Origin of the sequence: Shewanella psychromarinicola, assembly GCF_003855155.1 — a bacterium.
Taxonomy (GTDB): Bacteria; Pseudomonadota; Gammaproteobacteria; order Enterobacterales; family Shewanellaceae; genus Shewanella; species Shewanella psychromarinicola.
Window position 1 is genome coordinate 3,412,560 of record NZ_CP034073.1, and the last position, 22,643, is coordinate 3,435,202.

General features: G+C 41.2%; 19 protein-coding genes and 1 pseudogene. 10 read left to right on the top strand and 10 right to left on the bottom strand.

Going from position 1 to position 22,643, the window contains the following annotated elements; translation table 11 throughout:
* The 4 genes from EGC80_RS14990 to EGC80_RS15005 all read left to right on the top strand — a co-directional run bounded on the left by EGC80_RS14990 (position 1) and on the right by EGC80_RS15005 (position 3,748).
* The gene (locus EGC80_RS14990) at positions 1–816 is read left to right on the top strand and encodes a thiazole synthase (protein WP_124013042.1); all 816 of its coding nucleotides are present in this window, start codon (positions 1–3) and stop codon (positions 814–816) included.
* The gene (thiH, locus tag EGC80_RS14995; protein WP_124013043.1) at positions 813–1,928 is read left to right on the top strand and encodes a 2-iminoacetate synthase ThiH; all 1,116 of its coding nucleotides are present in this window, start codon (positions 813–815) and stop codon (positions 1,926–1,928) included. The genes EGC80_RS14990 and thiH overlap by 4 nt, the downstream gene beginning before the upstream one ends.
* An 87-nt stretch (positions 1,929–2,015) precedes the next feature.
* Positions 2,016–2,303 (top strand): chemotaxis protein, encoded by a 288-nt coding sequence (locus tag EGC80_RS15000; RefSeq protein ID WP_101031084.1) that lies wholly within the window; start codon positions 2,016–2,018, stop codon positions 2,301–2,303.
* Positions 2,304–2,305: 2 nt separating this feature from the next.
* On the top strand, positions 2,306–3,748 hold the full coding sequence (locus tag EGC80_RS15005; RefSeq protein WP_124013044.1) for a putative metalloprotease CJM1_0395 family protein: 1,443 nt from the start codon (positions 2,306–2,308) through the stop codon (positions 3,746–3,748).
* 236 nt (positions 3,749–3,984) lie between these two features.
* Here EGC80_RS15005 and EGC80_RS15010 read toward each other — a convergent pair whose 3' ends face one another.
* The 8 genes from EGC80_RS15010 to cmoA all read right to left on the bottom strand — a co-directional run bounded on the left by EGC80_RS15010 (position 3,985) and on the right by cmoA (position 12,852).
* Positions 3,985–4,884 carry a LysR family transcriptional regulator gene (locus EGC80_RS15010; protein WP_124013045.1) on the bottom strand — a complete coding sequence of 300 codons (900 nt, stop codon included), beginning with the start codon at positions 4,882–4,884 and terminating at the stop codon, positions 3,985–3,987.
* A 108-nt stretch (positions 4,885–4,992) separates the two neighbouring features.
* The gene (locus EGC80_RS15015) at positions 4,993–6,123 is read right to left on the bottom strand and encodes a DUF3541 domain-containing protein (RefSeq protein WP_124013046.1); all 1,131 of its coding nucleotides are present in this window, start codon (positions 6,121–6,123) and stop codon (positions 4,993–4,995) included.
* Positions 6,101–7,903, bottom strand: coding sequence for a hypothetical protein (locus EGC80_RS15020; protein ID WP_124013047.1), 1,803 nt, complete (start codon positions 7,901–7,903; stop codon positions 6,101–6,103). The genes EGC80_RS15015 and EGC80_RS15020 overlap by 23 nt, the downstream gene beginning before the upstream one ends.
* On the bottom strand, positions 7,866–8,822 hold the full coding sequence (locus EGC80_RS15025; protein WP_124013048.1) for an alpha-L-glutamate ligase-like protein: 957 nt from the start codon (positions 8,820–8,822) through the stop codon (positions 7,866–7,868). Before EGC80_RS15025 ends, EGC80_RS15020 begins: the two co-directional genes overlap by 38 nt.
* Positions 8,822–10,330 carry a UUP1 family membrane protein gene (locus EGC80_RS15030; protein WP_124013049.1) on the bottom strand — a complete coding sequence of 503 codons (1,509 nt, stop codon included), beginning with the start codon at positions 10,328–10,330 and terminating at the stop codon, positions 8,822–8,824. The genes EGC80_RS15025 and EGC80_RS15030 overlap by 1 nt, the downstream gene beginning before the upstream one ends.
* Before the next feature lie 8 nt (positions 10,331–10,338).
* A complete protein-coding gene (locus EGC80_RS15035) occupies positions 10,339–11,106 on the bottom strand; it encodes an ATP-dependent zinc protease family protein (protein WP_124013050.1) in 768 nt (255 codons plus the stop codon).
* Positions 11,107–11,131: 25 nt separating this feature from the next.
* Positions 11,132–12,124, bottom strand: a complete 993-nt coding sequence (gene cmoB / locus EGC80_RS15040) for a tRNA 5-methoxyuridine(34)/uridine 5-oxyacetic acid(34) synthase CmoB (RefSeq protein WP_124013051.1) — start codon at positions 12,122–12,124, stop codon at positions 11,132–11,134.
* Positions 12,121–12,852: a carboxy-S-adenosyl-L-methionine synthase CmoA gene (gene cmoA / locus EGC80_RS15045; RefSeq protein ID WP_124013052.1), complete on the bottom strand. Its 732-nt coding sequence runs from the start codon at positions 12,850–12,852 to the stop codon at positions 12,121–12,123. The genes cmoB and cmoA overlap by 4 nt, the downstream gene beginning before the upstream one ends.
* Before the next feature lie 396 nt (positions 12,853–13,248).
* On the opposite strand from cmoA, the gene EGC80_RS15050 reads away from it, so the two are divergent.
* The 6 genes from EGC80_RS15050 (at position 13,249) to ruvB (ending at position 21,080) form a co-directional block, all read left to right on the top strand.
* The gene (locus EGC80_RS15050) at positions 13,249–16,074 is read left to right on the top strand and encodes a diguanylate cyclase domain-containing protein (protein ID WP_124013053.1); all 2,826 of its coding nucleotides are present in this window, start codon (positions 13,249–13,251) and stop codon (positions 16,072–16,074) included.
* Positions 16,075–16,245: 171 nt separating this feature from the next.
* The gene (gene aspS, locus EGC80_RS15055; RefSeq protein WP_124013054.1) at positions 16,246–18,021 is read left to right on the top strand and encodes an aspartate--tRNA ligase; all 1,776 of its coding nucleotides are present in this window, start codon (positions 16,246–16,248) and stop codon (positions 18,019–18,021) included.
* Positions 18,022–18,146: 125 nt separating this feature from the next.
* Entirely contained in the window at positions 18,147–18,899 is a 753-nt protein-coding gene (locus EGC80_RS15060; RefSeq protein ID WP_124013055.1) for a YebC/PmpR family DNA-binding transcriptional regulator, read from the top strand.
* Positions 18,900–18,906: 7 nt separating this feature from the next.
* Positions 18,907–19,428, top strand: a complete 522-nt coding sequence (gene ruvC / locus EGC80_RS15065; RefSeq protein ID WP_059743772.1) for a crossover junction endodeoxyribonuclease RuvC — start codon at positions 18,907–18,909, stop codon at positions 19,426–19,428.
* Positions 19,425–20,042: a Holliday junction branch migration protein RuvA gene (ruvA, locus tag EGC80_RS15070; RefSeq protein ID WP_124013056.1), complete on the top strand. Its 618-nt coding sequence runs from the start codon at positions 19,425–19,427 to the stop codon at positions 20,040–20,042. Before ruvC ends, ruvA begins: the two co-directional genes overlap by 4 nt.
* A gap of 33 nt (positions 20,043–20,075) precedes the next feature.
* Complete coding sequence (gene ruvB / locus EGC80_RS15075; RefSeq protein ID WP_101031112.1) at positions 20,076–21,080, top strand: Holliday junction branch migration DNA helicase RuvB; 1,005 nt, start codon at positions 20,076–20,078, stop codon at positions 21,078–21,080.
* Positions 21,081–21,230: 150 nt separating this feature from the next.
* Here the strand turns inward: ruvB and gloA are convergent, their stop codons facing one another.
* Positions 21,231–21,641, bottom strand: coding sequence for a lactoylglutathione lyase (gene gloA, locus EGC80_RS15080; RefSeq protein WP_124013057.1), 411 nt, complete (start codon positions 21,639–21,641; stop codon positions 21,231–21,233).
* Positions 21,642–22,097: 456 nt separating this feature from the next.
* Positions 22,098–22,347: pseudogene (locus EGC80_RS22725) on the bottom strand (endonuclease III); the annotation flags it as partial.
* Positions 22,348–22,643 lie beyond the last annotated feature (296 nt).

Genomic DNA, 22,643 nt, shown 5'->3' on the forward strand with positions numbered 1-22,643 from the left:
ATGTTGACGATAGCCGATCATCAATTCTCGTCGCGTTTATTTACCGGAACGGGAAAGTTTGCAGATCACAACACTATGTTACAAGCGATAGCCAGTTCGGGGTCGCAGTTAGTGACTTTGGCCATGAAGCGTATCGATTTAACACGCGGCCATGATAATTTACTCGGGCCATTGCAAAGTCTGGGGGTAAAATTACTGCCCAATACTGCTGGGGCGCGTAATGCAAAAGAAGCTATTTTTGCCGCTGAGCTGGCTTATGAAATGCTCGGTACTAAATGGATTAAACTCGAAATTCATCCCGATCCTAAATATCTACTGCCCGATCCCATTGAAACACTGATAGCGGCCCAATACTTGTGTGAGCAAGGCTATATTGTTATGCCTTATGTGCATGCCGACCCTGTGTTATGTCGGCGACTAGAAGAAGTCGGTTGCGCCGCAGTCATGCCTCTTGGCAGTCCCATTGGCAGCAACCAAGGCTTAGCGACGGAAACCTTTTTACGCATCATCATCGAACAAGCCACTATACCAGTGATAATCGATGCTGGAATTGGCGCGCCATCACAAGCTTGCAGGGCCATGGAAATGGGCGCCGCTGCAGTATTGGTTAATACCGCGATTGCCAGTAGTGCTTATCCTCAGAAAATGGCCAAATGCTTTGCTGATGCGGTTGCTACCGGAAGACAAGCATATCTTGCCGGATTAGGCGCAGTAAACCATCACGCTGATGCGACAAGCCCATTAACGGCTTTTTTGACTGATTCATCAATAAAGGTACCAATCCCGACAGCTCATATTATGAGAGATTCAACATGACGTATTCTACGGTCTTTTCGCAATTGGCTCCCGATGCGTTATCGATGAAGCTGTATTCGACTACCGCCAAAGAGGTCGAGTTAGCGTTACGTAACCCTAGCGGCAATATAGACAGTCTTTTAGCGTTATTATCGCCGGCGGCAATGGCATATATTGAACCAATGGCGCAGCAAGCTGCCCAGCTTACACGGCAACGATTTGGTGCCAATATTGGTCTTTTTTTGCCTTTGTATTTGTCTAACCTGTGCGCTAATGAATGTGATTATTGTGGTTTTAGTATGAGCAATAAGGTCAAGCGTAAAACGCTTACTCAGGAAGAGTTAGCCGCAGAAATTGCGATTATTAAACAACGAGGCTTTGATTCGATATTATTGGTGTCTGGCGAGCATGAAACCAAAGTTGGAATGGGATATTTTGAGTCGATGTTACCGATAGTTAACTCGGCTTTTAATTACGTGGCGATGGAAGTTCAGCCGCTGGATACTCATCAGTATCAACGTCTAGGACAGTTAGGGGTCGATGCCGTTATGGTGTACCAAGAAACTTACCGGCCACACACTTACGCTAAACACCATACTCGCGGTAAAAAACAAGATTTCATTTACCGTTTAGATACCCCAGACCGAGTGGCAAAAGCGGGGATTGATAAAATTGGCTTAGGGGTGTTACTAGGACTCGATGATTGGCGATTAGATGCATTACTCATGGGCTTTCATCTAGATTACTTAGAGAAAACCTATTGGCGCAACCGATACAGTATCTCGTTACCTCGTTTACGCCCCTGTACTGGCGGTATTACGCCGAAAGTTGAATTAACCGATGCAGGCTTAGTACAAATGATTTGTGCATTTAGATTGTTTAATCCGCAGCTTGAAATCAGTTTGTCGACTCGCGAGCTACCGTCGTTGAGGGATAATTTACTCCCTTTAGGCATTACCCACATGAGTGCAGGAAGCTCAACTCAACCAGGTGGTTACATGACACCAGACAGTCAGCTTGACCAATTTGAGATCAGTGATAGTCGCTCTGTTGAACAAGTTGTTACTCAAATGAAACTACGGGGGATTAATCCCGTATGGAAAGATTGGGAGATGGGTTGGGTTAAAGGCTAAAATATAGGTTAGTTGTGTTTGAAAACTATACATATTAGTCGATTTAGCCCATACTAAATCGACTTTTTAGGATCAGGAGCGGTTATTATGCAAGTTCAATCAGCGTATGCATCAGGTGTACAAGGATTGCAAAGTGCTCAACAAGGTTTAGCCCAAGCGACAACATCTGTTGCAATGCCAGATCAACAAAAACCGGCGGTGCCTAGCTCATCGACACAAGAGACTGTGACATTAAGCTCTCGTGCTGTTGGACAAACAGATACCACAGCGGCCTTAGTGTCTGCGACTGAATCATCCAATCAAGCTCAAGCATCCTCGAAAGTGATTGAAGTGGCATCTGAGACAGTTGGTAGCTTGATTGATATCCAAGTGTAATCATGAGTGCGTTAATGGTTTCCGCTAACACAGGGTCAGTTATCAATGCTGCCCAAATAAACCATCGCAATTCATTATCCGCACCAGAGGCTCAAACGACTGGCTCTCAAGCAACTAGCTCTCAAGTAAGTAGCACTAAAATAAGTAGTTCTAAAATAAGTAGCACTCAAACAAATAACGCTCAAATCAATAACGCTCAAGTCAATACTACCCAAGCGATAACAACTAAATCCATAGACACCCAATCTGCAGCCGTTCAGTCTAATTGGGTTAACAATAGTTTGGTTAACAATAGTTCGCTTAAATCCAGCTCTAACTCAATTCAAGCAGCGGCTACATCGACATTTAACGCGTCAAAAGACCTCAAGGTTAATTTACCCAGTACGGATACTCAGCCGGGTTTTTCGTCTAGCATCTCAGACAAAAATGACATTCAGTCTAAAAAAAACGTCGGTGCTGATCCACTCCACAGTTACCATTTTAAAAGTGGCCCACTCAATCTGGCTGGTGTATTGAATCGTTCACAAACTCAAGTGCCGGCTCCGGGCGTTGTTGCACCAACATCAGTTGGTACAGGGATATCAACCAGCACGAGTAAAAGTGATACGGCTAATACACAACAACCAGCGGTTAATCATATTAATAAGCCATCGGTCAGTTCAGCTACACCCATAAATGACACTGCGGGAACTGCATTGTTAGATGATTCCAAAGCAACTGCAGAGCCTCAAGCATCAAACACCCAAGATGAGGCCGCAGCAAAACAAGTTGAGCAAAAGGTAGCAACAAAACAACAGCAAATAGAGCGAGCTGAAACAATACAGATCGACCAACTCACGCAGCGAGATACCGAGGTTAAAACGCACGAAAAAGCCCACGCAGCAATAGGTGGCAGTTTAGCCCAAAGTCCAAGTTATCAATATGAAAAAGGCCCAGATGGGCGTCGCTATGTTGTCGATGGTGAAGTCAATATTGATGTGTCGACCGTAGATGGCGATTCCCAAGCAACGTTAAGTAAAATGCAGAAAGTGTATGCAGCAGCAATGGCCCCTGTGCAACCGTCAATGGCGGACATTCATGTTGCGGCGCAAGCATTAAAAAACATCAATGATGCAAACCAAGAGTTAATTCAACAAAGCCAACAAAACACTGGGTCTACACAAAAAAGTCAAAATACCTCTGAGTCCGGTAACCTTTTTACGGCCTCAGATAATCAGTCAGGATCCACTTCAATAACTCATTCCCACAATCCTATCACGCCTAATAGCCGTACTTTAACGATAAATGACACCCTTGGTGCCGATGAGACTAATATGAATTTATTATCCTCCAGGCGGCCATTATCAGCAGAGCAGGGCCATCTTACTGTTGCAAATGAAACGGTTGTAAAGGGTACCCATAAGGCTGAAATAAACTCAGCTCGTCAAATCGAAATTTACGTGTAATACCCACCTTTATCTATGCCTCATCAGGTATTAAGTTAACATTCGCTAAGCCTAGAAAAGCTACCATGCTGAGTGGTTAGATTATGTTGCGTATTGTGAGTCTATTGCAAGTCAATGCAACATAAGTAGCTGAACAAGTGGCTGTTTGATAACCGTTTATTATCCCGACCGAGGTTAACTAGATTAAAGTGACATTTAGACTTACTTAATGGGAAGAAAACATCTTCTGCTGATAATTAATCATTAAATGGTAAATTATGTTGTTTTAAAATTAAGTTTTCTAATAATTTACAGGCCGGCCCTTGCTGATCGCGATTCGGTATTACTAAGTTAAGCATTATTTTTCGCTGATAACTGCCGCGCAAATGTAATCGGATGAGTTGTTTATTAGCAATTTCTTGTTCGACTAAAAAACTGGGTATCCAGCAAAAACCTATATTACGTGCCAAAATTATTTTTGCTTCATGAAAGTTAGATACGGTCCAACGCTGTTCTGCTTTTAACCAACCAATATCATTGGTGGCATTTATTCCTGTATCTTTAATCACAATTTGCAAGTGCTGGGCTAATTGCTTGTCATCTTCAATTAACGCGAGTTGTGACAGTGGATGCTCGGGATGACACACAAGTTCAAAACTTAATTCACATAACGGTTCAGCAATATGGCCTTTAGGGGGGGTGGCACAGATAGCAATATCGACCTGATTATTTTTTACTAATTCATGAGTGCCTGAAATCACCGAATCAATAATCGTTACACGAGTGCCGCGACTTTCAGGTAAAAATGCTGTTAATGATCCAACAAGATCGTCCATCGGATAAACAATCTCTCTGGCAATGGTTAGGTTAGGTTCCCAACCTTGGCCTAAATTGCTGGCTAATTGTTCAAGCTCTTCAACCGATTGAGTTAAATGACGGGAACGACGCAGTAATACTTCACCTTGTTCAGTTAAATAGGCTTTGCGGCCTTTTACTTCGAGTAGGTTAATGCCTAATTGGTGCTGTAACTTGGACACGGCATGGTTGAGTGACGATTGGCTTTTATTGAGTTTCTCTGCTGCCTGCGCATAGCCTCCAAAATCAACGACTGCTTGGACGATCCGCCATTGCTCTAGCGTTGATTTTGCTCGGCTCATTAAGTGTTCTCTTTACAGGTGACAGAAATTGAAGGAAAAAACCATAACATCTTTTTATGTAAACAAGACAAATGGGGCACATTTGTCTTCAATATATACAGGTCTTATTTAGTGTAATTTAGTATCACTCGCAGATGCTTTAGGCTTAACTAATTTAGGTAGATGTTTCTTAGTACTAGCAATATCATTTAAATATGGGCCTTTATGTAATGTGTCAGGCCAATCTAGTAACATCATTGCCAACACATTTCTGTGTTCGCCGCTGGATAAGTCCGCTTTACCATGAGGTGATAGGATCATCATAGTGTTTGGATCGTAGGCTGCAATGACATGTTTTTTCACTTTATCGACAACAGGATTTGAACCATTGCCAGTGATCAAGAAACTAATACCCACTTCAGTAATAATATCTTCTGTAGTGTCCGTTAAAATACGATCGATATTCTTTTCGAAGTAATCTAAAATCCACTGATGTTCTTTTGGATCAACTGGGTATTGATAATACCCGCTGGCTGAAAAAATAAAGTGAGTCATGCCATAAATTTTATTTTTGTATTGGCCTTTTTCAAGCTGATCATCTTTGCTGTTTGGGTATGTGTTAATAAAGGCCTTTTTGTAAGCCTCATAATAGTCGCCAACACCAATTTGTTTCGCCCAGTACACATAGTTTATTAATTGTGCAGCCCAAGCTTGGATCATCTGTTTATCGGTTAACGCGGGTGCTAAGTTGGCATTTTTTAGGGTTTTTATCATTAAATCATGACAAGGTCCGGTAAAGCCAAACTCATCGACACGGCTGGCATAACGTAATAAGACATTGCTATACAACATAAAGTTAGGGTAGGGGGCGATGGCTTTTTTACGTGCTTGGCCACGTGGGCCGTTACCTAATTTATCCACTGCAATTTTTGATTCACTTTTAATAAAACCTGGTTTATCCAGATTACAGGAATAATAGGCTTGGCGTTCAGCAATGGTGAGTAGGTCGATTAATGACCCGTTGGCATATTTGGTTTCACCCGTCATACGGAATTGACGAATGGCATAATGTCCTTGGACTCGTGGGGGTAACGAATAAAGATTGGTCTCTAAATTGGCTTTAATCCCATGATAAACTTGTTCAGACGTTAAATTATGAGCTACTTTTTCAACGGGCTTTGTTGCGAAAACCACACTACTAAACAACGTAGCTGACAATAGTAAGTACCAGAGTGCTTTACTCTTGTGTAGTACCAGCATGTTTAAATCTCCTGATGAGTGAATGTGGGTCAATCGGTGGGCCAATAAGCTGCTCAAGTTTATCGTTTAAGGTTAAATCTGTTTCGTTGACAACTAATAAATTAAATATATCCCTGGTCGATATTGTAGGGGGGGTCTGGGCAATGACTAATTGAGCCAATGCAGTTTGCCATAGAGGAAGATAATGATTAATGCCTTCATTAGCAATAGCTTGATAACTATATATTGCATCAGTAGCATTAGGCCATGGCTGGCCAAAACTTTGTTCAAATTTGTCTGATAGTTGCTGATTATAAGCTAACCAAATATCTTGATCAGTCCGCTTCAAATCACCTTCATACTGATAAAATGCCAGCGCGACTTTTGCTCTAAATACCCACAGTTGTTTCTGGTAATTTGCGGCGAGTTCGCTACGTTCAGACTGTAAGGGCAAGCTAAGTTGCTGCTTAATGTAGTGAACTAACCATTGCGTTGCAATAGCATGGGCATCGCTGTTTTGGCCTCGATGGTTGAGAAAATAAAACTGGCCACCTTGAGCTAAGGATACTATTGCTTGGCTCAAGGCGTTAATTAATTCGTGTTGTTGTGTTGTGCGAGTTAATTGTTGTGGAAAACTGAGCACATATTGACCAAATTGATGACCAACCACAGTTTGTTTTATCAGTTGACCATCTACGTTGACACCAGGTTGTAACTTACCTGGTGGGTAGGTAAAAATCTCACCCAATAATCTTTGTTGATGCCAAACTCGAATAATTTGCGTGTCACTCAAGGCCCTATGTTGACTATCATCAGTGGAGGGATCTTTGTCTATAGTCGATTTTTCTACAATGATTAGCTCAAACTTGAGATCTAAAGGCTTAAGGCTTTGCAATATTTGCTGTAAAAATGCATTCGCAGTTACCGTATCCATGTTCGATGATTTACTGGCACGGCCTAAAGCTTGGGCAATATTCCATGGCGCGATATTTAGATTGGTTGTTTGCTCGGCTAAAAATTGCGCTAATAATAGAGGGGTTAAACCATGAGATGACAGCTGTGCCTGTGCTGTATTGCCATATTCTTGAAGCATTGCATGCTGCTGTTGCAGTTGATGGATCAATGCCAGTGCAGGGGCTTGTTGGTCTTTAGTTCGAACTTGATAGGCGAGCCAGGCTTGTTTTCTGCAGAGTTCATTAGGTTGTTTAATTAAATACTTGGCAATACTAATATCGATATTGGTAGTACTTTCATGCTTAATTGCTTCATCAGTATTGGCTGCATTGGTTAATACACAATCTTGCTGATTAAATTGCAATGTAAATTGCCGCGATGACAATGCTTGATTAATGCTGGCCTGGGCGCTGTGCAGTTTTGACTTTTTGATTAAAGTCCATTGCGACCGTTTTATCGCAACTAAACGTTGTGCAAACTGATTATAAGGTGGTGCAAGGTGTTGTAACTGATCGATTAGGGATTGGGTTTTCGGGGCTGTAGCTAAAGCATAAAATTCATCGGCAAGGTGGAGTTGGCACCATAATAAGCCTTGTCTACTGAGGTTATCATTGGCAAAAGGGCGGTAGTATTGAATTCTGTCGTTGATATTATTTAACGCAATTGTGCGTTTTTCAAATTCAACAGCTTGTTGTTCAAACGACTGAAAAGTGACAAGGCTATCTTGTCCTAAGTCAGGTTGATATTGTAAGCACTGTTCAATGAACAGTGCTAATGGACCCGCCACCGCGTTTGAGGTGGCTAATAGATTAAAAAATAGGGTTGCTACAAAAATGCTTTTTAGCATAAGCCACACGTTCCTCAACTGACATTGCTGAGCTTTTCATCGCTTCAACATGCTTAAGTCGAGGTAACATGCCTCTACCATTGGCAATTTGAATGGTTAAACCTGGGCGAGCATTTAATTCAAGTAATAATGGGCCTTTGTTTTTATCTAACACCATGTCAGTACCTAAATACCCTAACTCACACATTTCATAGGCACTCGATGCCGTATGAAGTAAAGTTTCCCAATGAGGAACTGTGATGTCCGACAGAGGGAAGTGAGTATCAGGATGTTTATCAACGGGTAAGTCAAATTGCACTGCATGTAAACTGTTTCCGGTGGCGATATCTAAACCCACACCCACAGCGCCTTGGTGTAAGTTTGCCTTGCCATCAGATGCTGAAGTCGATAAACGTAACATTCCCATGACAGGAAAGCCTTTAAACACAATTAAGCGGATGTCAGGGACACCTTCATAGCTTAGGCCTTCAAACACCGGATCAAATTCAATTAACCCTTCTACAATCGCGACATCTGGCTTACCACCCAGTGAAAATAATCCACTTAAAATATTTGATACATGACGATAAATTTCGCTATGCGTCACTTCATGACCATTGGACTTGTAATAACAGCCATTGCTCACTCTGGTGATCACCATAATGCCTTTACCGCCAGAACCTTTTGCCGGTTTTATCACAAAACCGCTACGGTCTAGGACCATAGCTGGAATTTCTTGGATTTTATGTTGTTGGTGAACAACCCCAATTAAATCGGGAACCGCAATGCCATTAGCCAGCGCAAGTTGTTTAGTAATCAGTTTGTCATCAACGCGCTTATAAAACTTGCGCTGATTGTAACGACCAATATAGCTAATATTGCGCCTGTTCATGTTGAGTACACCGCTACGGCTCAATTCCCAGGGCCAGGCGTACTCCATTATTGCTCTCCAACTAATGGTTTAAAGCGTTTTAGCTCAGTTAAACGGTAACCAGTGTACTGGCCCATCACTAATACCAAGGCTAAGATCACTAAATGAATACCCAAGAAGTTAAATACCCAATATTGGACTATTTGATTGTCCATGGCTAGGTATGCCAATGTTGCTACAAACAAGCTGCCGCCACCTGAGACAAAGACTTTCTTAGGGCCTTCTTCTTCCCAGAGAATCGACATACGCTCAATGGTCCACGCTAGGATGATCATTGGGAAGAAGGTTACAGTGAGTCCTTCATTTAAGCCTAATTTGAATGAGATTAAGGTAAATAACCCAATAATGAAAATCACCACAATAATCACCGCCGATATTCGGGAGATCAGTAGTAAGTTGAGGGTCGACAGATAGGAACGGATCATTAATCCACAGGCTATAATCAGTAAGAAACCAATTAAGCCTGTTAATAAGGTGGTTTGAATAAAGGCCATGGCAATCAATACCGGCATAAAAGTACCCGATGTTTTGATGCCGACAATGACGCGCAAGAAAACCACCACTAATACCCCAATAGGAATTAATAGAATGCCTTTAAAGGTGCTTTGTTCTTCAAGCGGTAACTGATACAAGGAAAAGTCCCACGCATCGTCATTCATCATCATGTCAATAGAGGTTGCCAATGCGGAGCGAGTATCCTTTAACATTGAGAAATTCACTAATGAATTAGTCCCCCCCATAACATCAAGCACTGAGTGTCCGGAATATTCCCATAACACTAGCGTATTATCACGGCCTTTCTTGTTGTTTGGAACGTCAAAAAGTATCCATTCACCATCATTATAAATCTGAACGTATGATGTGAGCTGCTGACGACGTCGTTGATCTTCGAGTTGCAAACCATTAATGATCCGTGCCGGCACGCCTTTTGAGTGCAACATATGCACAAACAAATTTGTTGAGGTGTTGGCTGATAACAACAACGCCATATTTTGGCTTTGATCATTATCATTAATTAAATTCATTAACTGCTGTGCAAAAGACAAGTTTGTTGCACTGCGGATCCATACTTCTTCAATTATTTGGTCTGCTGCTGATTTTTCTGTTGCAGGCCATAAATAAGGTTCAGGCGTAAGGGGTTCTTCATCTGTTTCAATATTGAGTTTGCCTGTTGGGACTAGCGTGACTCGATAATACAGTGCTTGTGGGCCTGAAGCTTCGCGAATTGACCAAACGGCACGGCGATTATCGGTGTCAGCGGAAATATTTAAGCCATAACCTGATGACGAAGCATTCTCGACCAATATGTCAAAGGCAGGATCGTTAGGTAATGAAAAATTAACTTCGGCGGGTTGGTTTGTACCATTAAAACTGACCTTGGCATCTATGGCCCAACTTTGCACTTGTTCACCCGGTAAAAAAGGCACATTGTGCTCAATACCACGGTAAATACTGGCACTTATCCCTGCGATAAACAGCAGTACAACGAATATGTAAAACGGTTTACGAGAATGCATTACGGATCCTACTTAATTAACGTGGTAATTTGGTTTTTAGCTTTGCCATGAATGTACATTTGGCCCACATCAACAATGGCAATGTCTTTCATAAACTTGCGACCTAGTAATAAAGGATAATCTAGGTGGCTTCGATCTGTTAGGTTTAATTCTGTTTCAGCGGAATATTTACCTATTTTTAAATGGGCATGGATAACGGGACGACGATCATTACCGGTATCAACATCTTGTTTAATACGAATGAAGTGTTCAACTTCTGATTCAAACGTATTGCCAGGTTGATCAAACCCATTAGTCATTACGTCAAAACGAACCCATTGTTCGCCTTCTCGTTCAAATAATACAATATTGCGCGCATCTAAAGATGATGACTCTGCACCGGTATCGATACGGGTCGCAAACTTGACTTTCAATTCATCAATAAAGACACTTTCGACTTCACCGAGTAGAAATTTTTCACCCATAATGCTTTCTGGGCATTGTTTAACCTCGGCCATCTTTGGCATTGGTGGTTGAACCATAATCGTTTCCGATTTTTGTCTCATCGCAGTACTTACCTGAGTCTTCAGTTTTCTGATTTCGGTGGAAAGCGCGCTAATGTCGTTTGTCTGTTGGCTATTATTTGAATTAATTGCATCAATAATAACGGTTTGCGAAACTTGCAGACCGTTATTAAAATCAACATTGGTTAGCGGAGGTGTTATCGGTTTTTGAGTGACGCTGCAACCTGCGATGAGGGCCGCTACAACGGATAGAGCAATTACCTGCTTTAACATGTCAATTCCTGTTGAATAGTATTATTTATACCAAATCGTGGTTAGGTTGGTTTTTCGTCGCAATAATGATCGCCCTTTTAGGCGCAGGATAACCTTCTACGGTTAAACTCACATCATTTGGATCGAGATAATCAACTAGAGATTCATTTTTCATCCACTGGGTGCTGCGTTGTTCTGCTAATGAGGTGATATCAATGTCAACACAACGAATATCGGTAAACTCGCATTTTTCTAACCATAACATTAAGGCGGCAACTGAAGGCAAAAACCAAACGTTGTTCATTTTTCCATATCTATCTTGTGGAACCAGTACCGCATTTTCATCGCCATCGATCACCAGAGTTTCAAGTACAAGTTCACCACCGACTCGCAGTTGGTCACGTAATTGTAGTAAATGATCAATGGGTGAGCGACGGTGATAGAGCACGCCCATTGAAAATACAGTATCAAAGGCATCTAAAGCCGGTAACTCTTCAATGCCAAGAGGCAGTAAATGCACTGGGTGCTGATTACCTGCGATTCGTTTTAGGGCTTCAAATTGGCATAAAAATAATGGTGAAGGATCTATCCCTACTACGCGAGAGGCTCCCGCACCATACATCCGCCACATGTGGTAACCACTTCCACAGCCCACATCTAAAACGGTACGATTATTTAAAGGCGAAATAAACGCTTTAACTCGATCCCATTTCCAATCACTGCGCCATTCAGTATCAATTTGGATACCATGTACTGAAAAAGGCCCTTTGCGCCACGGCTGAAAAACGGCTAATAAATTAGTCAGTTTCTCTACTTGACCAGGGCTTAATTGTTCTCCACTGCCAATGGTTACGCTGCTAGTAAAATCAACTTGATCAGGTTGTGGGTAATGTAATTTATTGAGAACCTTTTCCCATTTAGGCAAATTGCCGTGTTTATGATCTCGTTGCCATTGCCCCAAAATTGCCGGTAATGTTTCCAGCCAATGTTGCAGGTTTGAATCGGCAATATCTTTGTAAAAAGAGCTAAAATTGATCATTTAATCGCTACCATAGATGCAAAGTTAAAACATTGAAACCAGACTGAAAAGTGCGAAAAACCATTTTCAGTAAAACGCTGTTCATGTACATTCAAGCTATCTGGGCGCATCACGTTTTCTAACGCACTGCGTTTTTGACTTATTTCGAGTTCACTATACCCATTTGCACGCTTAAAATCTAAATGCTGTTGATCCAGTAATTGATGTATATGATTATCTTCAAAAAACAACTTCTCTGAAATGACTAATATACCACCAGGCAACATTCCGTCATAAATGCGTTTTATCAAGGCATCACGATCGTGAGTAGGCAAAAATTGTAGGGTAAAGTTTAGCACTACCATCGATGCTTTATTAATGTCTACATCTCTTATATCAGCGCACAGCAGGTTAACTTGAATATCACTCACATAAGCCGCGAGATTTTCGGTACAACGTTCAATCATTGATTGGCTGTTGTCTACCGCATAAATCTGGCATCCTCGTCCTTCAATCTGGCGACGAATACTTAATGTTGCCGAGCCTAACGAACTGCCAAGATCGTATATATTGCTTTGAGGTGTGACAAATCGATTAGCAAAATCACCTATGGTATTGATGATTTGTGCATAGCCAGGAACAGAGCGGCGGATCATGTCATTAAAGACACCTGCAACACGTTGATCAAATTGAAAATCTGCTATTTGGTTTGTTGCATTAGCGTATATCGTATCTTGTTGAGAGTTCATGAGTTGCAATGTGAAAAAATTAAGTTTGTATTTTAGCTAATCATGGTGAACCACAGCAAGTATCTAACGGGCAATTTATGAGTTTTTTTTCAAATAGATCACGATGATGTCAATAAGATAGGCTTAAACTGCTTATTTTTGCTGGCATTATGTACAATATGTTCAAAAATTAATTTCTATTCATAAAATTAGCACGACACAAGCTGGAAAAATGATATTATTTAGCCTTGTTACAAAGTAATAACAATAGATGTCTGCTAAACCATTCTCAACCATCTTTGGCTAACATCATCAATATTGATCTTTTACCACATTCTGCTGTTCTATCAGTCAATTACTATGAACCCGTTTATTCGGTGAATACAGTATAAAAAGTGAAAGTATTAGGGAAAAAACTTGAAATTTATACCTTGGATATTAGCATTAGTATTTGCGTGTTTTTCAATACCTGCGCAAGCATTACACTCAGATAAAATCGATAAGCCCGTTGAAAATAAACCCTTGATCATTGTTATGGGGGAAGATACGTATCCGTTTGAATATTTAGATGAGAGGGGGACTCCTGCCGGTATTTTAGTTGATTTATGGCGCGAGTGGTCAATCATCACTGACACTAAAGTGCAATTTGTGTCTCGGCACTGGCAGCAGTCAATGAATCAACTCGAACAGAAAAAAGCAGATGTTCATATTGGTATGTCTCAAAACCAAGCACGGTTAAAAAAGTTTGATTTTGCTAAATCATTTACCTCATTAAATACCTATTTATACATTCATAAGTCGATAAATAGTAAAAAGAAAATTAGCGATTTAATTCCCTATCAAGTCGGTATTGTGACGGGCTCATCCCATGAAGCAACATTATCAGCGTTAGAACCTAAGCTTAGTTTTAAGCGTTATCAAAATCGTGAACAATTGTTACAAGCGGCGGTTAACGGAGAGTTGTTTGTTTTCGCCGGTATTGAAGGATACCAACGCAACTTAGCACTAGAGCAAGATATCGCGGCAAATTTTTACAGCTCATCACGTATCTTAATTAAAAAAATCAACCTTGCACCGGCAGTAGTGAAAGGGGATCAAGCGCTTGTTAACAAAATAAATAATGGTTTTGAATTAATACCCGCCGAGGTTATCCAGCAAATAGAGCGTCACTGGTTAGGTTATCATCGACAAACATCGGGTGTGATTATTGCGATGCAAAATGGTGTCGAACCCTACGTAGATATCGATGCTGATGGTTTTCCACATGGCATGCTGGTTGACTTATGGACATTATGGTCAGAAAAAACCGGTATCAAAATTGATTTTGTTGCAGGCGACATGAACAGCAGTATTGATGACGTCAAACGTGGCGTGGCAGACGTTCACATTGGGTACCCTGAAAGCCAATATATGCGAACGGGTCTCAAGCAAGCTTGGCATATTATTTCAGTCAAAAGTCGTTTTTTTAGTTCAAACCCGAAATTAACTCATATTGAAGATATTGCCATGCGCATCGGGGTGTTTCCTACAGCACCGTATATTAGTGATATAAAAAAAACGTTTCCTAAGGCACAGTTACGTTTTTATGACACCTTAGAAAGTATGGTGAAAGCGGGTCGCAATGACGAAATTAGCGGTTTTGTGTCGTCTGCCGCCATGACGTCACATTATTTGTTGGCTAATAAATTATGGGCAGAGTTTCGACAATATACTGATATCGAATTTTCGACAGATATGTATGCGTTAACACGTGTTGACGACAGTGGATTAGCGGATCGAATTCAAGCAGGATTTAGTTTAATTTCTGTCGAGGAACAAATTCAAATCGAACGTAAATGGTTAATTAATCCAGACGATCGTTATTTTGCAGGTTCTGCCAATAAAATAAAACTAACAACTCAACAAAAGCAATATATAAGTACCTTAGGTGCTATCAAAATGGGTTACCTAAAAAATTGGGCTCCTATGGAATTTCAAGGGAAAAATGGTGAATTTTTAGGGGTGAATGCAGACTTTAAAAATTTAATGGTTAAACAACTCAATTTAACCATTATCCCAGTGGCTTATGATGATTTTGGCAAAATGGTCAGTGACCTTGTTAAAGGAGAAATTCATTTAGTTGCCAGCATGGCTAAAACATCGGATCGGGCAAACACTCTTGCATTCTCATTAGCATATTGGCCGTCACCTTGGGCGATAATCACTTCATTAACTCAACCTCCCATTTTTAATGTCTCACAAATTGCGGGTAAACGACTGGCTGTTGTTGATGGCTACCATATTGTTGATCAGCTTCGTCAACAATACCCAGAAATAAAGTTAGTGGTTGTGTCAGATACCAAGCAGGGTACGGAAGCGGTGATTAATGGCAGCGCGGATATGTTTGTTGAACAAGTGGCGACATTGGCGACTACTTTAAAAGGTGGTCAATATCCGAGTTTAAAAATGTCGTTGTTAACCGAGTTTACTGAGCAGCATAGCCACATTGGTCTATTCCCCGGGCTCAAAAATTTAGTTCCTTTGATTGATAGAGCGATTGCGACTATAGATGAAACAGAACAACAAAACATGTATCAAAAATGGGTATCATTAGATCTCAATAGTGACACATTACGTTACCAGCGTTGGCTTAAATTATTGGTGATCGGTTTGTTAATTATCACTCTGATCGCCATCGTGATATTGATGTCAAATCGACGCTTAAATGTCGAAATCCAAAAGCGCTTTAAAGCTGAAGAAACGCTTAAGTATATGGCAGATCATGACAATGTTACCGCACTGCCTAATCGCAGTTTACTTGATGATAGATTAACGCAAGCAACACTGACTCATCATAGAGATAAATTAAAATTTGCATTGTTGTTTATTGATTTAGATGGCTTTAAAGCGATAAATGATCAGCACGGTCATCATATGGGTGATAAGTTACTACAACGCATAGCCGTGTTATTAACTCGACATGTAAGAGAATCAGACACTGTGGCTCGTTTTGGTGGTGATGAGTTTGTGGTGTTATTAAATCACATAGAAGCTAAAGAAAATGCCCGTCAAGTGGCTGATAACATCTTAATCGCATTAAAGAAGCCGTTATTAATCGATGATCTCAGTGTCACTATTTCGGCCAGTATCGGTGTGGCTATCTTCCCTGATGATGCCGATAGTGGGGCTTTATTATTGAAGAAATCAGATCAGCTAATGTATCAGGCTAAAAAAGTCGGCGGTCATCAATACAAAATGAATTAGTTTACCTTGATGGTTTTTCAGTCAATCGGTCGAGATTATTTGCTCTAGGTCTAGTTAATTCACCCAATCTGATTGATACTTCAATGCATAAGTTTGAGTCACGGTATATAATGCCGTTTTTGTGGTTTTCGATTTCCAAAATACCGCTTTGTGGATAAAGGATAGAGTTCAATGCGCAGTCATTATTGTGGAGACGTTAATAAGTCTCATCTAGGTCAAGAAGTAACTTTAGTCGGTTGGGTAAACCGTAGTCGAGATTTAGGCGGAGTCGTATTTTTAGACTTACGCGATAGAGAAGGGCTAGTGCAGGTTGTTTATGACCCAGATCTAAAAGATGTTTTTGATATAGCAAGCACGTTGCGCAGTGAATTTTGTGTTCAGGTCAAAGGGGTTGTTAGTGCCCGTCCAGAAAGCCAAGTCAATTCAAACATGAAGACTGGCGAAATTGAAATTTTGGGTAAGCAATTGACCATTATTAATGCTTCTGCTCCGTTGCCATTGAGCATGGATAATTACCAAAATAACAGCGAAGAACAACGTTTAAAATACCGTTATTTAGATTTACGTCGTCCAGAGATGGCCGAGCGTCTTATTTTTCGTGCAAAAGTGACCAGCTCAGTGCGTCGCTTTTTAGACAGCAATGGCTTTTTAGATATCGAAACGCCTATTTTGACTAAAGCCACCCCAGAAGGTGCGCGTGACTATTTAGTTCCTAGCCGGACTTATAAAGGTCAGTTTTTTGCTTTACCTCAATCACCACAGCTGTTCAAACAGCTGCTAATGATGTCTGGTTTTGATCGCTATTACCAAATTGTAAAATGTTTCCGTGATGAAGATTTACGGGCAGATCGCCAGCCTGAATTTACTCAAATCGATATTGAAACTTCGTTTATGTCTTCTGAACAAGTCATGGAAAAAACTGAGCAAATGATGCGCGGTTTATTCCAAGATTTATTGAATGTTGATTTAGGCGATTTTCCACGCATGTCATACGCAGAAGCAATGAAGCGTTACGGTTCTGATAAACCCGATTTGCGTAACCCGCTTGAGTTAGTTGATATTGCCGATTTAGTTAACAATGTCGAGTTTGCCGTTTTTAATGGCCCGGCAAACGATGTAGAAGGCCGCGTAGCAGCGTTACGTATTCCAACTGGCGCATCATTATCACGTAAGCAAATTGATGACTACACTAAGTATGCTGGTATTTATGGCGCTAAAGGCTTAGCGTGGATGAAGATAAATGACTTAGCAGCAGGTATCGAAGGTATTCAATCTCCAGTACTTAAGTTTTTAACCGAAGCTATCGTTAACGACATTATTAGCCGTACTGGCGCACAAACCGCTGATATCATTCTATTTGGTGCAGACAAAGCGACCGTCGTGGAAGAAGCCATGGGCGCGCTGCGCTTAAAAGCAGGTGAAGATTTCAAGCTACTTGAAGGTGAATGGCGCCCATTATGGGTGGTTGACTTCCCAATGTTTGAACAAATTAATGGTGGTTTCCACGCCGTTCACCATCCATTTACCGCCCCTCGTGGGATTAGTGCTGAACAATTGGCCGCCGATCCCGCGGTGGCAATTTCAGATGCCTACGACATGGTGTTAAATGGTTGTGAGTTAGGGGGTGGTTCAGTACGTATCCACAACGCAGAAATGCAAAGCACAGTATTTGGCATTTTAGGCATTGAAGCAGAAGAAGCGAATGAAAAATTCGGATTCTTACTTGAAGCATTACGTTATGGTACCCCACCTCATGCTGGTTTAGCCTTCGGATTAGATCGTATTATTATGTTAATGACAGGGGCAAGCTCAATTCGTGACGTGATGGCTTTCCCTAAAACCACCACAGCGGCGTGTCCGTTAACCAATGCGCCAGGATTTGCTAACCCAGTTCAACTCGCTGAGTTAGGCATTGCTGTGGTTGAAAAGGTTAAAACAGAAGAGTAAAACGCTAACGTTAGCCATTTGCTCGCTCTTAAATGGGCACTATATACCGAGGCTTTTGCCTCGGTATGTTTTTGACAAGTAGACTGTTTCACTTGAAAAATTCTATTAAATAGTAAGGAGATATAATGGCAGGACACAGTAAATGGGACAATATTAAACACCGTAAAGCGGCACAAGATGCTAAACGCGGTAAGTTATTCACCAAATTTATTCGCGAGCTCAATGTGGCGGCCCGCGAAGGCGGTTCTGATATTGATGCTAATCCCAGATTACGCGCTGCAGTCGATAAAGCCTTATCCAATAATATGACCCGAGATACCGTTGAACGCGCAATCAAACGTGGTGCCGGTGAAATGGATGGTCAGCAATTAGAAACCATTATTTATGAAGGCTATGGTCCCGGAGGGACTGCTGTGATGGTTGAAACAATGACGGATAATCGTAATCGTACTGTTTCTAGCGTGCGAAATGCGTTTAATAAGTCTGGTGGCAACTTAGGTACCGACGGTTCAGTGGCGTATCTGTTTACTAAATCTGGCATTATTTCTTATGACACTGATATTGATGAAGATAGCTTAATAGACAGTGCGTTAGAGGCGGGTGCTGAAGATGTTGTCACTCATGACGATGGTTCTATCGATGTGTTTACCACTCCAGATACCTTTGGCAAAGTCAAAGATGCACTTGATAGCGCGTCCTTTGACTCTGTTCATGCTGAAGTGACCATGGTTGCGTCATTAAAAGCTGAACTTGATGCTAACACTGCTGAAAAGTTTTTACGTTTAATCGATAACTTAGAAGATAATGATGATGTACAAGAGGTATATCATAATGCTGATATTTCAGATGACGTTATGCAAGTATTAGACAACGCATGAGGCATCAATGGCCATTATTTTAGGGGTTGATCCCGGCTCCCGTATTACAGGCTATGGTGTGATCCAATGCCAAGGCCGTCAACAGATTTACCTTGGCAGCGGCTGTATCCGAACATCTGCCGATGATTTACCCCAACGATTACAACAAATTTATGCGGGTCTATGCGAAATTATTACTCAATATCAGCCTGATGAGTTTGCCATTGAACGGGTTTTTATGGCAAAAAATGCCGACTCTGCCCTAAAACTGGGTCAAGCAAGAGGCGCGGCGATTGTCGCGGCAACATGTGCCGGACTGCCTGTTGCTGAATATAGCGCGACACAGATAAAAAGTGCAGTCGTAGGGACGGGTCGAGCCCAAAAAACACAAGTTCAACATATGATTAAGCAATTACTTAAACTACCTGCTTCACCACAAGCCGATGCGGCGGATGCGTTAGGGGTAGCAATATGCCATTTTCATACTTATCAAAGCCTTATCGCTATGGGTGGTAAAGCTAGCAGCAGAACATATGGAAGATACAAATGATAGGTCGTCTAAGTGGTATTTTAGTTGAAAAACACGCGCCTGAAGTGGTGCTCGATGTCAATGGTGTCGGTTATGAGTTGCAAGTGCCCATGACCAGCTTTTATGAGTTGCCAGCGTTAAATCATGCTGCGATGTTATTTACCCATTTTGTGGTGCGTGAAGATGCGCAGTTACTTTATGGCTTTATCACTAAACAAGAGCGGGCATTATTTCGTTTATTGATTAAAACCAACGGCGTTGGCCCTAAGTTAGCGTTAACCATTTTATCGGGTATGACAGCATCGGAGTTTGTTTCATGTGTCGAACGTGACGACATTGCCACCTTAGTCAAGTTACCTGGCGTGGGTAAGAAAACCGCTGAACGCTTAGTCATTGAAATGCGTGATAAGCTTAAAAGCTTGCTTGAAGCATCAGCGGGTTCTGAGCGCGAATTTATGTTGCAGAGTAATTATACACCGGCTCCGACAGCAGACAGTGCAGAGGAAGATGCCATTTCCGCGTTATTATCGTTAGGCTATAAACCTGCACAAGCCAGTAAATCAGTTTCTGCGGCTTTTAAACAAGGTATGAGTTCTGAAACGTTAATTAAAGCTGCATTAAAATCAATGTTATAAATATGATGATATGCATAAACAGGGTACGTAAAAATGATTGAAGCTGATCGTCTAATCCAGCCACAGGAACAAGGTCAAGATGAACTTATTGATCGTGCTATGCGCCCTAAAATGTTGGATGAGTATACAGGTCAAGATGATACTCGAGCCCAGCTTAAGATTTTTATTCAAGCAGCGATAAATCGTCGCGAAGCACTTGATCACATGCTAATTTTTGGTCCTCCAGGTTTAGGTAAAACAACCTTGGCGATGATTGTAGCCAATGAAATGGGAGTGAATATCAAATCCACTTCTGGCCCTGTACTTGAAAAAGCGGGGGATTTAGCGGCTTTACTGACTAACCTTGAAGAGGGGGATGTGCTGTTTATCGATGAAATTCATCGTCTAAGCCCTGTAGTCGAAGAGATCCTTTATCCGGCGATGGAAGACTACCAACTTGATATTATGATTGGTGAAGGTCCTGCTGCGCGTTCGATTAAATTAGATTTGCCGCCATTTACACTTATTGGCGCTACCACGCGTGCCGGTGCATTAACCTCACCATTGCGGGCTCGTTTTGGTATTCCATTACGGTTAGAATTTTACAATGTGAAAGATCTTACCACCATAGTGATCCGTTCAGCTAAGGTGATGGAACTTGAGATAGATGGTCAAGGCGCGATTGAAATAGCCAAGCGCTCACGCGGCACCCCGCGAATTGCCAACCGTTTATTACGCCGGGTTCGCGATTATGCTGAAGTCAAACATGATGGCAAAGTGACCCAAAAAGTGGCCGAATATGCCCTCGATTTACTCGATGTTGATGAGCAAGGTTTTGATTACTTAGATCGTAAACTCTTGCTTGCCATTATTGATAAATTTATGGGTGGCCCTGTAGGATTAGATAACCTCGCGGCGGCCATCGGTGAAGATAGAGAAACGATTGAAGACGTACTGGAGCCTTTTTTAATTCAGCAAGGCTTTATTCAGCGCACACCAAGAGGCCGTATTGCGAGTCAAAGAGCTTATGATCATTTTAGTCTTGTTAAGCCCGAATAAGCCCAATCTTATCCACTTGCTTTAGTGAACATACGCAATTAGACCAATATCGTTTTAGATAAAAAAACCAGCTTTCGCTGGTTTTAATCTTACTAGGTGAGCGATATATGATCAGGCCTAGCTATTTAACTTGTGGTGATAAGGATGGATCTAACCTAACGCTTCAGTCGCCGAACTCTTTTGAATTAACTCAATTTTGTATCCGTCAGGATCTTCAACAAAGGCAATTTCAGTTTTGCCGCCGGCAACCGGACCCGGTGCTCGAGTAATGTTACCGCCAGCGGCAGCAATCGTCTCGCAACGGGCATAAATATCGTCTTCGCCTATGGCTAAATGCCCAAAGCCATTACCCAAATTATATGTATCGACACCCCAATTATAAGTTAACTCTATAACGGCTTGGCCTGTTGTTTCCTCACCAAAACCAACAAAAGCGAGGGTGTATTTGTACTCTGGGTTTTCAGATTGGCGTAGTAGTTTCATTCCCATGACTTGGGTATAAAATTGAATGCTACGTTCAAGGTTGCCTACTCGGATCATCGTATGAAGTAATTGCGACATGATATGCTCTCTTATAAAATTTATCTGACTTTAACAAGCTCAGATGACAATGAAAAGTTTTGCAGTTCTGATTGATTAAAACTTAAAACGAACAAGGTGAGGTTGCATTGTTTTACTCGAGTGGATAGCCAGTTGTTTTCGAATAGACAATAATCATATTTTGCTTTGGCTCACATTTATGATGTTATCTTTTGGGCATTTGGCCTAAAAGCGTTATTATTTCGTTATACACATATGGAGGCAAGACAATGAATACAGAATTAAAAATGGCCTTAGGCACGACTGTCGTAATCGCAATTTGTTTTAGCGCGTTTTTTGTGTCGATGTTTTAAGCACCATCATAAAATAGATAGCCCCATTTGATCCACCGCTAAATAACTGTATTGCATGTTAATTGATGAGTTAACATTCAAAACATTGATATAAATACCCCAAAACACCCTAGGTGATTTGGGGTTATTCTTCTGGATAGACCTTGTCTTTAAAATCTGCGTTATATTCACTAAATACAGCTGCCACAACGTGGTTTTTGCGCTAAAAAAGTGTAACGCCCATGTAGAATAAACCAATGATGTACATCGACCTTAAACTCACTTGTCACCACTTTAAGCATATTCAGTTCAACTTGGTCGACATTTTTGCCAGGAGCAAACTTAGTGCGATTCGCTAACCTAAAAATATGCGTGTCGACCGCAATCGTGGGCCAACTTTAAGTGGTGTTAATTATTGCATATGTTTTATATGGAAAGAATACACTATTGGGTTGTTTTGTGCTTAACGGAAGTTAACAGCAGCAATATCAAAACTTCCGTTTATCGCTAAAACAGTTATTGATACTGTAATTTTAATTGCTGATTTTTGTTGTAAGCGCGAGTCTAACTCTCATCACTCTCATCACTCTCATCACTCTCATCACTCTCATTGCGACTTAAAAGCCTACCAAACTATTTCAAATTAACGATGTCACTACACTCTCGATTTCAGATGCTAATTGTCCGTTAA

Coding starts and splice junctions, on each gene's coding strand:
- ruvB (WP_101031112.1), top strand. CDS start 20,076: ATGATTGAAGCTGATCGTCTAATCCAGCCACAGGAACAAGGTCAAGAT.
- EGC80_RS15060 (WP_124013055.1), top strand. CDS start 18,147: ATGGCAGGACACAGTAAATGGGACAATATTAAACACCGTAAAGCGGCA.
- EGC80_RS15025 (WP_124013048.1), bottom strand. CDS start 8,822: ATGGAGTACGCCTGGCCCTGGGAATTGAGCCGTAGCGGTGTACTCAAC.
- ruvC (WP_059743772.1), top strand. CDS start 18,907: ATGGCCATTATTTTAGGGGTTGATCCCGGCTCCCGTATTACAGGCTAT.
- EGC80_RS14990 (WP_124013042.1), top strand. CDS start 1: ATGTTGACGATAGCCGATCATCAATTCTCGTCGCGTTTATTTACCGGA.
- aspS (WP_124013054.1), top strand. CDS start 16,246: ATGCGCAGTCATTATTGTGGAGACGTTAATAAGTCTCATCTAGGTCAA.
- gloA (WP_124013057.1), bottom strand. CDS start 21,641: ATGTCGCAATTACTTCATACGATGATCCGAGTAGGCAACCTTGAACGT.
- EGC80_RS15020 (WP_124013047.1), bottom strand. CDS start 7,903: ATGCTAAAAAGCATTTTTGTAGCAACCCTATTTTTTAATCTATTAGCC.
- cmoA (WP_124013052.1), bottom strand. CDS start 12,852: ATGAACTCTCAACAAGATACGATATACGCTAATGCAACAAACCAAATA.
- EGC80_RS15005 (WP_124013044.1), top strand. CDS start 2,306: ATGAGTGCGTTAATGGTTTCCGCTAACACAGGGTCAGTTATCAATGCT.
- ruvA (WP_124013056.1), top strand. CDS start 19,425: ATGATAGGTCGTCTAAGTGGTATTTTAGTTGAAAAACACGCGCCTGAA.
- EGC80_RS15000 (WP_101031084.1), top strand. CDS start 2,016: ATGCAAGTTCAATCAGCGTATGCATCAGGTGTACAAGGATTGCAAAGT.
- thiH (WP_124013043.1), top strand. CDS start 813: ATGACGTATTCTACGGTCTTTTCGCAATTGGCTCCCGATGCGTTATCG.
- cmoB (WP_124013051.1), bottom strand. CDS start 12,124: ATGATCAATTTTAGCTCTTTTTACAAAGATATTGCCGATTCAAACCTG.
- EGC80_RS15035 (WP_124013050.1), bottom strand. CDS start 11,106: ATGTTAAAGCAGGTAATTGCTCTATCCGTTGTAGCGGCCCTCATCGCA.
- EGC80_RS15030 (WP_124013049.1), bottom strand. CDS start 10,330: ATGCATTCTCGTAAACCGTTTTACATATTCGTTGTACTGCTGTTTATC.
- EGC80_RS15010 (WP_124013045.1), bottom strand. CDS start 4,884: ATGAGCCGAGCAAAATCAACGCTAGAGCAATGGCGGATCGTCCAAGCA.
- EGC80_RS15015 (WP_124013046.1), bottom strand. CDS start 6,123: ATGCTGGTACTACACAAGAGTAAAGCACTCTGGTACTTACTATTGTCA.